This is a genomic window from Vreelandella sp. V005 (assembly GCF_052645115.1).
In genome coordinates this window covers 205,671-216,053 of sequence record NZ_JBQXYA010000007.1, presented here as the reverse complement: position 1 = coordinate 216,053, position 10,383 = coordinate 205,671, and the positions used below count along the sequence as shown (strand labels likewise).

Annotated in this window: 9 protein-coding genes; 2 read left to right on the top strand and 7 right to left on the bottom strand. The window is 58.2% G+C overall.

Going from position 1 to position 10,383, the window contains the following annotated elements:
* Both ACUN8H_RS15775 and ACUN8H_RS15770 read left to right on the top strand, forming a co-directional pair.
* Nucleotides 1-236: FAD-binding protein (locus ACUN8H_RS15775; RefSeq protein ID WP_445533012.1), on the top strand; the 236-nt coding region annotated here is incomplete at its 5' end.
* Between the two features lie 70 nt (nucleotides 237-306).
* The gene (locus ACUN8H_RS15770) at nucleotides 307-1,266 is read left to right on the top strand and encodes an NAD(P)H-dependent flavin oxidoreductase (RefSeq protein ID WP_445533011.1); all 960 of its coding nucleotides are present in this window, start codon (nucleotides 307-309) and stop codon (nucleotides 1,264-1,266) included.
* Here ACUN8H_RS15770 and ACUN8H_RS15765 read toward each other — a convergent pair.
* The 7 genes from ACUN8H_RS15765 to ACUN8H_RS15735 form a co-directional block, all read right to left on the bottom strand.
* Nucleotides 1,248-2,027, bottom strand: a complete 780-nt coding sequence (locus ACUN8H_RS15765) for an enoyl-CoA hydratase/isomerase family protein (RefSeq protein ID WP_445533010.1) — start codon at nucleotides 2,025-2,027, stop codon at nucleotides 1,248-1,250. The two genes, ACUN8H_RS15770 and ACUN8H_RS15765, sit on opposite strands and share 19 nt — an antisense overlap.
* Nucleotides 2,028-2,037: 10 nt before the next feature.
* Nucleotides 2,038-3,156: an acyl-CoA dehydrogenase family protein gene (locus ACUN8H_RS15760; RefSeq protein ID WP_445533009.1), complete on the bottom strand. Its 1,119-nt coding sequence runs from the start codon at nucleotides 3,154-3,156 to the stop codon at nucleotides 2,038-2,040.
* Nucleotides 3,157-3,166: 10 nt separating this feature from the next.
* On the bottom strand, nucleotides 3,167-4,360 hold the full coding sequence (locus tag ACUN8H_RS15755) for an acyl-CoA dehydrogenase family protein (protein WP_445533008.1): 1,194 nt from the start codon (nucleotides 4,358-4,360) through the stop codon (nucleotides 3,167-3,169).
* Nucleotides 4,357-5,796 (bottom strand): enoyl-CoA hydratase/isomerase family protein, encoded by a 1,440-nt coding sequence (locus ACUN8H_RS15750; protein WP_445533007.1) that lies wholly within the window; start codon nucleotides 5,794-5,796, stop codon nucleotides 4,357-4,359. The genes ACUN8H_RS15755 and ACUN8H_RS15750 overlap by 4 nt, the downstream gene beginning before the upstream one ends.
* A gap of 187 nt (nucleotides 5,797-5,983) precedes the next feature.
* Nucleotides 5,984-7,129 carry a TAXI family TRAP transporter solute-binding subunit gene (locus ACUN8H_RS15745; protein ID WP_445533006.1) on the bottom strand — a complete coding sequence of 382 codons (1,146 nt, stop codon included), beginning with the start codon at nucleotides 7,127-7,129 and terminating at the stop codon, nucleotides 5,984-5,986.
* A gap of 19 nt (nucleotides 7,130-7,148) precedes the next feature.
* A complete protein-coding gene (locus tag ACUN8H_RS15740) occupies nucleotides 7,149-9,155 on the bottom strand; it encodes a TRAP transporter permease (protein WP_445533005.1) in 2,007 nt (668 codons plus the stop codon).
* Between the two features lie 49 nt (nucleotides 9,156-9,204).
* Nucleotides 9,205-10,365, bottom strand: coding sequence for a TAXI family TRAP transporter solute-binding subunit (locus tag ACUN8H_RS15735; RefSeq protein WP_445533004.1), 1,161 nt, complete (start codon nucleotides 10,363-10,365; stop codon nucleotides 9,205-9,207).
* Nucleotides 10,366-10,383: the final 18 nt, after the last annotated feature.

The following is a 10,383-nucleotide window of genomic DNA, read 5'->3' as shown; positions in this document are numbered from 1 at the left end:
ACGCAGGCTTTGTGCCTAACGACATGCAGGTCGGTCAGACCGGTAAGATCGTCGCGCCCGACCTGTACATTGCGGTAGGCATCAGCGGGGCGATTCAGCACCTGGCGGGCATGAAAGACTCCAAGGTGATCGTCGCCATCAACAAAGACGACGAAGCGCCCATCTTCCAGGTGGCCGATTACGGCCTGGTGGGGGACTTGTTTGAGATCCTGCCGGAGCTTGAAAGCAAGCTGTAGCTGAATCCTAAAAAGCCCCGCAAGGGGCTTTTTTCGCTTATAGCTTTTAAAAATAAATAGCGAGCCACTTATGCAAACCCAACTGACTGCCTCAACGACGCTGCCGGTTATCGGCTCTCCAATGTTTATTGTCTCTGGGCCTGAGCTGGTGATTGCCCAATGTCAGGCGGGCATTATTGGCGCGTTTCCCGCGCTGAACGCTAGGCCGGCGGAAGTGCTTCGGGAGTGGCTGCAGCAGATTACCGACACCTTGGCCGACTACAATACCCAGAACCCGCAACAACCCGCCGCCCCGTTTGCGGTGAATCAGATCGTGCATCCCACCAATGACCGCCTGGATCACGATGTGGCGCTATGCGCCGAATTCGAGGTGCCGTTGATCATCACCAGCTTGCACGCGCCCAACCGGGTGGTCGAGCAGGTACACGCCTATGGCGGCCTAGTGTTTCACGACGTGACCACGCTAAGGCACGCTAAAAAGGCCATCGATGCCGGAGTGGATGGGCTGATTTTGGTGTGCCAAGGGGCGGGCGGCCATGCAGGGCGGCTCAACCCCTTTGCGTTTGTGGCAGAGGTTCGGCAATTTTACGATGGCCCGCTGGTGCTAGCAGGGGCAATTACCAAAGGCGAGCAGATCGCCGCCGCTCAGGCGCTGGGCGCAGACATGGTGTATATGGGCACGCGCTTTATTGCCACCCAGGAAGCCAATGCCCAGACTGCTTACAAGCAGATGGTGCTGGAAGCCGCTGCGGGGGATATCGTCTATACCAACCTCTTTACCGGGGTCCACGGTAACTACCTTCGCCAGAGTATTGAGCTTGCCGGGTTAGATCCAGACGCACTGCCAGAGGGTGACAAAACCGCCATGCGCTATGGCTCCGGGGGTAGCAGCAAGGCAAAAGCATGGCGGGATATTTGGGGTGCAGGGCAGGGAGTCGGTGGCATTACCACGCTCAACAGAGTGGCCGATGAAGTCGCCACGCTGCGCGCCGATTATCAAAAATCATTGGATCAGTTACGGCGGCGGTGACGGAAGGCGGCTACGCGAGCGTGAAAATCATCCGTGGCCTTGCACTCATCCTGCAGCGCGCCTTCAAGCGTTAGGGTGTCTTCAAGCGACAGGTTAGCCGCTTGCCGCATGGCCCGTTTCGTCACCCCCAGCGCCTGGGGTGACTGAGCCACCAGGGCCTGTGCCAGCGCTCGTGCTTCGGCTAACACCTGATCATCTTCCACCGCTCGGTTGGCCAGACCCAGCGCCAAGCAGCGCTCGGCGTCGATGGGGGTGGCCAGTGCCGCCATCTCAAAGGCCTGGGCATGACCCAGCTTGCGCACCAAATGCCAGCAAGCGCCGCCATCGGGAATCAAGCCAATATTGATAAAGGCCAGTTTTAGGTAAGCAGAGTGGCCCATCACCACCATATCGCTGGCCAGCACATAAGAAACGCCAATCCCCGCTGCAGCACCGCTGACGGCGGCGATCACAGGCTTTTCCATCGCCATCATGATGCGCAGCGCGGGGAGAAAAAGCATTGCCAGTCGTTCGCTGGCGGGCTGCGTGGAGGCCTTTTCAAATTCCGCTAAATCGGCGCCGGCACAAAAGGCGCTGCCATCACCGCTGAGGATCACGCAGCGAACCTGCGGGTCAGCCGCCACCTTGGCGAGGGCTTCATTAAGTGCCAGGGCCGTAGGCTCGTTGAGCGCATTGCGCACCGCTGGGCGCGCAATGGTGATTTCGGCAATACCGCCCTCGGTGACGTCAATCCGAACTAAAGGGGCTTCTTCACTGTACATACCCTGCTCCCTAGGCGGCGTCTAGCTGCTCGCTCACCGTTTCAAGGTGATAGTCGCTGTCGCCCAGGTAGTGATCGAACATCACCAAGTGTTTGGCGTAGTGGGCCACGTAGCACTCTTCGGTCATGCCCATGCCGCCGTGCAGCTGAATGGCCTGCTCCGCGATAAAACGCGCGGACTCACCGCAATAAGCCTTGGCCGCGGCGATTTTATAGTCCCGCTCGTCAGCGGGTAGCGAGAGGCTGGTCGCGGCGAGAATCGCCATGGATCGCGACTGCTCTAGGTGAAGGTGCATATCCACCATGCGGTGCTGTAATGACTGAAACGAAGCCAGCGGCAGGCCAAACTGCTTGCGCTCTTTTAAATAGGCTAGGGTTTGGTCGCAGGCGGTTTCCATAGCACCGATGGCCTCGGCGCACAGCGCCGCGCGGCCCAGGGCCAGCACCTCTGCCAGCGCGTCACTTACATCTTCGCTTAGGCAGTTGTCTAGCGGTAGTGCCACACTGTCCAACGTTAGGTCACCGGCGGGCTGGTCATCCATGGTGCGGTAGGTATGTAAGGTTACGCCTTGAGTGTCCGCAGGCACTATAAACAGCCCTAACTTGCCGGTAGGCAGTTGAGCGGTCACTAGCGTGGCAGCGGCACTGCCCAGGTTCATCACTACATCTTTGCGGCCGTTAAGTTGCCACTGGCCATTCTGCTGGATCGCCTGGGTCGAAATATCGAAAGCGTCATAGCGGGCGCCGTGTTCTTGCCAAGCCAGGGCGAGCTGGTGTTCACCTTCCAACAGCGGAGCCAGCCAGCGTTCTTGCTGTGCGGGGTTGGCGCATAGCGCAAGCAGCTGCCCCGGCATGACCAATCCAAACAGGTACGCCTCTGGCACCAAGCCGCGCCCTAACGCCTGCATGATAATCATTATATCGGTGCCGTCGCCGCCTAGTCCGCCTACGTCTTCGCTAAACGGCATATGCAGCAGGCCCAGCTCGGCGAACGTGCGCCATAGCGGGCTGGCCTCTTGGGCTGCCGCTTCCAGCATAGCGCGGCGCAGCTCGGGCGTTACCTGGTCGGCCACTAAGCGTGTCAGTGTCTCTTCGAGCATGCGCTGCTCGTCGGTGAGTGCAAAATCCATGGTGACTCCCTTACATACCTAAAATAGTTTTGGCGACGATGCTCTTTTGGATTTCGTTGGCGCCGCCATAAATCGACAGCTTACGACGATTAAAATATTGGACGCTGGCGGCAGCGCCTTGGGCGTAGTCGTCATCCAGTGATTCATCACCATGGAGAAACTCAGGGAAAAATGGCAGAGCAGCGGGCCCTAATGCGCGGCGGGTGAGCTCGCTAATTTCCTGGCGAAGCTCTGAGCCACGCACTTTCAGCAGAGAGCTTTCAGCGCCTGGTACACCGCCATCCCGCGCTGCGGCAATCACACGCAGGTTGGTGACCTCCAGCGCCATCAGCTCAAGCTCGGCTTTGACCACCCGTTGGCGAAAGCTGGGTAGCGATAAAAGCGGTTTGCCGCGATGCTGGACGCGGGAAGCGAGGGACTTCAAATGGCGCAGTGCCTGTTTGGCGTGGCCAAGCCCGGCAATACCGGTGCGCTCGTGGGTTAGCAAGAATTTGGCGCAGGTCCACCCTTGGCCCTCTTCTCCTACGCGGTTCTCCACCGGCACGCGGACATTATCAAGAAACACCTCGTTAACTTCATGGGCACCGTCGAGAGTGATAATCGGCCGCACGGTAATGCCGGGGGTCTGCATATCAATCAACAAAAAGCTGATACCCGCCTGTTTTTTCGCGTGCGGGTCGGTGCGCACCAAACAGAACATCATGTTGGCGTGCTGACCTAAGGTGGTCCAGGTTTTCTGCCCGTTGACGATGTAATGGTCCCCGTCGCGCACGGCGCGGGTGGACAAGCCTGCCAGATCCGAGCCGGCGCCCGGTTCGGAGTAGCCTTGGCACCACCAATCCTGATTGCTGAGGATACGCGGCAGGTAGTGCTGTTGTTGCTCTACACTGCCAAATTTCATGATGACCGGCGCGACCATATTCACGCCAAAGGGCACTACCGTGGGGGCGTGAGCGGCAGCGCACTCTTCATCGAAGATATGTCGCTGCACGGGCCCCCAGCCTGGGCCACCATGCTCGGTAGGCCAGTTGGCGGCAAGCCACCCTTGTTCGCTGAGAATATTCTGCCAGCGCAGGTGGTCATCGGCGCGTAGATGTCGGCCAAAACGCACTCGCTCACGGATATCGCTGGGCAAGGCGTCGGCTAAAAATCGGCGGACTTCCTCGCGGAATGCCTGCTCTTCAGGGCTAAACGTCAGGTTCATGAATGGGCATCCTTGGAGGGCGTCGTTTCGTGAGTGGATGACAGGGTGGCTTGGCGGTGCGGCCCGCCCAGGTGGCGGGGGTAGCCCAGTGCTTCAACCGCCAGCAGATCAATATCGCTCTCGCGGTAGCAGGCGCCTTGCTGTGCTAGCGTCAGGCTCGCCTGCTCCAGCGCTGACTGAACGTCGTTGGCGGTCGTTTGCTGTGCGGCGTTATAAAGCGTGCCCAGTACGCTAGGCGACTTGCTCACCACTACGTTGGCCCGCAGGGCTTTGAGCGTTAATGCCACTCGCTGTTGATCAGACGCGCTTGCACCGTGATTGACCAACTCATGGACGGGACCGCGTTCGGCAAGCACGAGGCTTAGGGGCGTGGCTGGCGCGCTTGCGGTCAATGTCTGAAGCGCTACGGTCATCGCTTGAGTTGGACTGGCGCTGGCATCTTCGCCAGGGGCGAGCAGGCACAGCTCGGTGTTAGCGTCCGGCGTTTGGGTCAGCGTTAGTTCGGCGCGCTGGGTAGCATGCTGCCACTTGTCGAATAGCGGGTGTTCACCGATGAGGGCGATATTCTTAAAAGGCTCAGCGTTGTCTACGCCGGGCACCACGTGCGGATTTCTGGCGGCAAAAAAGAGGTGAATCAGTCCAGCGCGCTGCGGGGAGTCCATGCAGGCAAGAAACAACTCCCGCTCGCGGCGCAAACCCTCTTCAAGCGACGCCGCTTTCGTGCAGAAATCGATTGCTTCCACAATGCGAAACGGTGAAAAGAGTTCGGGTGCGTTGGTTTCAAGCTGTTCTTGCATGAAGGCAATGGCTTGGGGATTAGACTCTGGGGCAGGTATTCGTCCGGTGATACGTGTCTGCTGTTGTCCCGCTAAGACCGCTTGAGCCGCTGCTAACCCTGCCTCCAGGGGCGTTTGCTCATCGCTGATCGCATCGATAATGCCGATCTCAAGCGCTTCATCGGCTTCTACAAAGCGCCCGCTGGTAATGATTTCTAAAGATCTTTCTAAACCTACCAAACGGGGTAGTCGCTGGGTGCCGCCTGCGCCGGGCAGTAAGCCAAGCTTCACTTCCGGTAAGCCAACGCGGGTGCCTGTCAGGGCGACGCGATAGTGGCAGCCCAGCGCAACTTCCAGGCCGCCTCCAAGCGCGGTGCCGTGTAGCGATGCAATTAACGGTTTAGAGCACGCTTCCAGCTGTACAATCACGTCGGGCAGTAGCGGCACTTGGGGTGGCTTGCCAAATTCCCGTATATCGGCCCCGGCGATAAAGGTGCGTCCCTCTGCCATCACCACCAGCGCTTTGGCCTGTTGGTCGGCCAACCCCTCTTCAAGGGCGCCGATCAAACCACTTCGCACCGCTTGGCCCAAGGCGTTGACGGGCGGGTTAGCGATGCTGATGACGCCGACTTCGCCATGTCGCTGGTAGTGAACACTCATAGTGGCTCCCGTGTTTCGCAGTGTGAAATAGCAATTTGTTATTTGGAATAGGCCGATGATGGCGAAAGTTGCCCATAGAGTCAATAAAGCAAAATGATGTTCTGCAATGCGAAACTGATTGGCTAAACAAAAGGCCGCACTAAGGCGACCTTAACCAGTTCGGCTCTCTACCGTTTGGCCTAGTGGATTAAAAAACGGGGTTAAACCCCGCGTCGTCCAGCGCGGCCCGTCGCGCCTCCATCCAGCCGTCGATAAACGCTGCTTCCTCATCTGGCGCATCTGCTTCATAGGCGTCCCAGGTAGCCTTTAGCAGGGCCTGGCGCTCAACCAGGGCGCTTTGATGCGCGTCCATGGCCTCAGTCCAAATTCCTTTGTCGCGGTAGTAGTCGACGACTTCATCATGGAAAGGGACGACCCAGGTCATGTCCTGATTTTCCAGAGCATACCCCTTGGCTCCTGGTGCGTTGTCCTTATAAGCATCGAAGGACTCGACCAATGTGGTGATTAATCCGCGCACGGTTTCGGGTGCCAAGTCAGCGTTGCTGACCATGATGGGGTAAGGGTAGCTAGCGCTGGCAAGCGGCTGGTCTGCGTCAACCCCCGCCCCGGACGTGACGGCATGAGGCTGAAAGTAGGGGGCTGTTTCAAGCATGCGTGCCCAGCCTGCTTCATCATCGGTGGGCAGCTCTGGCCACTGCAGACCGCGGGGGCTGGCGGCCAATCGTTGGGCGGCGGGTGTGACCGTGGTGGTAATCGCTGCGTCGGCGCGGCCGCTGATAATCCCGTCGAAGGCGGCGTTGTAGCCGGGGAAATCGACACGCTCCACGTCATCCCAGGTCAAGCCTGCAAATGCCAGGTAGGCTTCGGCGGCTTTATTCAGCGCGTCGTCGCCACGCAGGTAGGCCAGTCGTTTGCCTTCCAGGTCGGCGATGCCGTCAAGTTCGACATCCCCCGCCACGGCCATGCCCAAGCCAAAGCTGGCCAAGGAGGTTGAAATAACGCGAATCGGTTGCGGCCCCCAATCAGGGCGGGCAAACATCATCACACCCTCTGAGCCGTAGTAGCTGGCGATGCCGCAGGCGCATAGGTCCACGCGGCCTGTCTTAAGGGGCGTCATGCGCATGGTGTCATTTTCACCCGGGATGACCCTGGACTGCGTGCCATGCTCGGCTTGTAGCAATTGGCTGATCGCCATGATTTGCGCATTGCCGCTGGTGCCGGTGCCGTAAGCGGTCCAATTCAGGGTGGGTGGCATAGCGCTGGTCTGACTGGTGATGAGCAGGCCAGCCGCTAAGCTGCTTATGACGAGGGAGAGTGTTGTTTTTGTGCGCATGAATTCCTCGGTATTTGAATTAAGTGTTGGCCGTTAGCGAACGCCGATGGTGACGTTGGCTTAAACGCGCCATTAACACGCCCGGCACCAGTGCTACTGCAGCGAGGCCGATCAACTCCCACTGACTGAATGGCACCATGCCACCGCCAGGCAGTGCTAGCAGTAGACCGGCGATCAAGACGAGGGCGCGAATCACGATCTCTTGTAGCGCGCCATAGCCTAGCCGCCCCACACCCATTAAGTAGCCTTGCATCGCCGAGGCAAACAGGATGATGCCAATGATCGCCTGAATAAACACGGCGATAATCATCAGCGGCGCGCCCTGCATAATGAGCGCCGGGTTAAGAACGAACAGAAACGGAATAAAGTAAATCACGCTGCCCAAACGCATGGCCTGGAGGCCGGTTTCCATGGGACGGGCACCGGCCACAGTGGCTGCCGCAAAGGCACCTAGCGCCACGGGCGGGGTAATGAAGCTCAGCATGCCCCAGTAGAGAATGAACATGTGCACCGCCATGGGGTCCAGGCCACCGCCTTGAATCAACGCAGGGGCTAGCGCCACCGCCAGAAAGATATAAGCGGCCGTTACGGTCATGCCAATACCTAGTACAAAGCTTGTTACCGCGCCCATAATCAGCAGCAACGGCACGCTGCCACCGGCAATATTGATAAAGTCGTTGGCAATAGTGCCCGATAGGCCAGTCATGGAGAGCGCGCCTACCAGCATGCCCACACCCGCCAGAATGGCGATGAGTTCAGCAAACAGCTTGGCCGCTGATGACAGCGTCTCGGTAACGTCCTTCCAGCCCCAGCGGTTGTGTTTGGAGAGCTGGTTGAGTACCAGCAGCAGGGCGGTGGCGTAGAAGGGAGCCACCGCTTCGCGCTGCATGACCAGCAGCATCCACACCAGCAGGCCGAAGACAAAAATAAAGTACCAGCCTTCCTTAAGCGTTTGCTTAATAGAGGGCAGCTCTATAGCCGGTAAGCCCTTGATATCATTACGAGCGGCGTAAGCATCGATTTGGATGAATAGGCCAAGGAAATACAAGACAGAGGGGATGACAGCGGCAAGAGCAACCGCAGAATAGGGAATGTCTAGAAACATTGCCATGACGAAGGCGGTAGCACCCATCACGGGGGGCATCAATACACCCCCGGTAGAAGCACAGGCCTCCACGCCGCCCGCAAAGGAACGGCTCATGCCGATACGACGCATGGCAGGGATAGATAAAACACCGGTAGTCAATACGTTACTAATGACACTGCCGCTCATTGACCCCATCAGCCCACTTGAGAATATCGCTACCTTGGCGGGGCCGCCGCGTACATGACCCAGCAGCGCAAAGGCGAGATTAATGAAAAACTTGCCGCCACCACTTTTCTGTAGCACCACGCCGAATACCAAGAAGCCTATGACCAGACCCGCAAAAGCCTGCAAGGGCACGCCCATGATGCTCTCGGTGCTCATCGTATGATACATGGCGGTCTGTTCCAGGGTAGAAGGGAACGCCTGGATAGGGCCGGGGACGATATCCGCCACAAGCGGGTAAAGAGAAAATAAACCGGCAATAATCGCAATCGGTAAACCGCCTGCCCGGCGCGCGGCTTCGATAATCAACACCCAGTAGGCATAGCTGGCGTAAATAGCCATTTCCGGGGCAGAAAATGCCCAGCCGCGCTCCAGAATAGGCACGGCGTTATAGACGAAGTAACCGCCCACCAGCAAGGTGGTCGCGCTGAGCAGGTAGTCATACCAGGGAATAGGCTGCTCTTGCTGGCTGTCGCGCATGGGCCAGAGCAAGAATACTAGCGGCAGCAACAACGCGACCACGGCGTAATAGAATTGCGTCTCGAGCCCGGTGACAAAAGTGAGCAGCCCTAAATTAAACAGGTAATCCAGTGTCATCAGCATCAAAATGACAGTGACAGTGGCTGGCACCCAGCGTAACGCGGAAGGTAACTCACGAATTTGGCTAATTTTTTCTTTAACCTGCTTTTTATTGGCAGGCGAGGTTTCGGTGTTCATTGGGCGTTCCGTCAATCAGCAGGGGCGGCGAGCGCCGCCCCGTGGCGTGTTACTCGAAGATCGGTTCGAAGCCGGCATCGTTCAGTGCAGAGGCACGGGCTTCCATCCATTGGGTAGTGAATGCCTCGTCATCACTGGGGGCATCCTGCATAAAGCCCTCCCAGGCACTCATCAGCACGTTCTGGCGCTCGACGAGTTTGTCCTGATGCGATTGCATTTCATCGGTCCATACATTGATCTCTTTGTAGTACTCCACCACCGCATCGTGGAACGGGACGACCCACTGGAGATCCTGTTGTTCCAATGCGTAACCTGATGCACCCGGTGCATTATCTTTATAGTCATCGAAATTTTCTTGCATGGCTTTGATCAAGCCGTAAGCGACGTTATCCGCTAGGTCTTGATTGGCGACCACGATCGGGTAGGGGTAGCTGGCACTGGGAACCGGGTTTTCAGCGCTTATGTCACCTGCGCCGGCGGTCACTTCATGGGGGCGGAAGTAGGGTGCAACTGCCGCCATCCGCTCCCAGCCCGCTTCATCGTTGGGGTCTAGCACTGGCCAACTGATACCCCGTGGGCTACTCGCTAACTGCTGGGCGGGTGGAGTCACGGTAGTGGTGAAGGAGGCATCTACATCACCAGCGATAATGCCGTCGAATGAGCGGCCATAGCCGGGGTAATCAACCCGCTCCACGTCATCCCAGGTTAACCCACCGAACGCGAGATAGGCCTCGGTGCCCTTATTCAGTGCGTCGTCGCCGCGGATATAGGCGATGCGCTTGCCTGCCAAGTCCGCTGGCGTTTCAACGCCTAGATCACCCGCAACGGCCAGTGAAAGCCCAAACGAAGCAGTCGATGTAGTGATGACACGCAGCGGCTGTGGGCCCCAGTCACGGTCAGCGAACATCAACACGCCTTCCGCACCGTAGTAGCTGGCAATACCGCAGGCGCAAAGATCGACACGGCCTTGTTTCAGCGGTGTCATGCGCGAGACATCGTTGTCGCCCGGCAGGATGCGTACCGATGAATCGTATTTGTTTTGCAGCATGTTGCCGATGGCCACGGCCTGAGCGTAGCCGCTCGAGTTGGTGCCATAGGCTGTCCAGGCCATCGTGCCGGGTAATTCAATCTCACTGGCGTGACTGACCGCGGCGCCAAGTAGGGTTAGCGGGAGAGCGGCAATAAGTAGTCGATGAGCAAATGGGCGCATTTTGATGCTCCTTTGTTG